This window comes from Streptomyces sp. SID14436 (assembly GCF_010548465.1).
Classification (GTDB): domain Bacteria; phylum Actinomycetota; class Actinomycetes; order Streptomycetales; family Streptomycetaceae; genus Streptomyces.
In genome coordinates this window covers 1-844 of sequence record NZ_JAAGMD010000311.1, presented here as the reverse complement: position 1 = coordinate 844, position 844 = coordinate 1, and the positions used below count along the sequence as shown (strand labels likewise).

The 844-nt window shown below is 79.4% G+C and carries 1 pseudogene; it reads left to right on the top strand.

The features are described 5' to 3' along the window. Positions 1–844, top strand: a pseudogene (locus G3I53_RS11195) (hypothetical protein); the annotation flags it as partial.

Here is an 844-nt window from a genome sequence, read left to right as displayed (position 1 = left end):
ACCACCGAGGAAGACCTGCGCGCCGCCGCCCGCCGCACCCTCCTCGCCGCCGCCCTCGCCACCCGCGCCCGGACCGGCTACCACGGCGCCCGCCACCGCCGCCCGGCCACCGCAGCCCTCGACGACGTCCTCGTCGCCCCCGCGCCCGGCGGCCGCCGCCTCACCGCCTTCGTCCCCGTCAGCACCGGCCGCACCCTCGCCGTGCGCCTCCACCACGCCCTGTACGCGGCCCGCGAGGCCATCGACTACCGCAGGGCCACCGGCTCTCCCGACGCCTTCGACACCGCCGTCGCCGCCGGCGTGAGCCACGACCTCACCGAGGCGCTCATCACCCTCGTCCAGGGCACCGAGGGCGCCCGGATCGCCGTCGCCTGGGCCCCCGCGGCCGGACCGCCCGACGGCTGCGCGGCCGGCGCGGAGCCCGTCGAGTTCTCCCCCGGGGACCTGCCCGCGCTGCGTGAGGCCGGGGCCCGCTACCGGCACGCCGAACCCTCCGTACCGGTACGCATCACCGGAGCCGTGGTCCGCATGCACCGGCCCGGACCGCGCGGCGGCGGCACCGTGCGCCTGCGCGTCCTCGCCGGCGCGGAACTCGGCTCCGTACGGCTCTCTCTCGGCGAGGCGGACTACCGCACCGCCGGGCAGGCCCACCTCGCCGGACTGCCCGTCCGGGTCCGCGGCCGGCTGGAGAGCCGGGGCGGATTCCGCCGCCTGACCGGGGTCGAGGAGATCGAGCCCCTGGAGGTCGAGGAGGCCGAACGCGACCGGCTCATGAAGGCCCTCCAGGAGCGCACCGGGGCGGCGGCCGGCTTCGGCGAGGCCCCCGGCCCGGCGGGCGACGGGC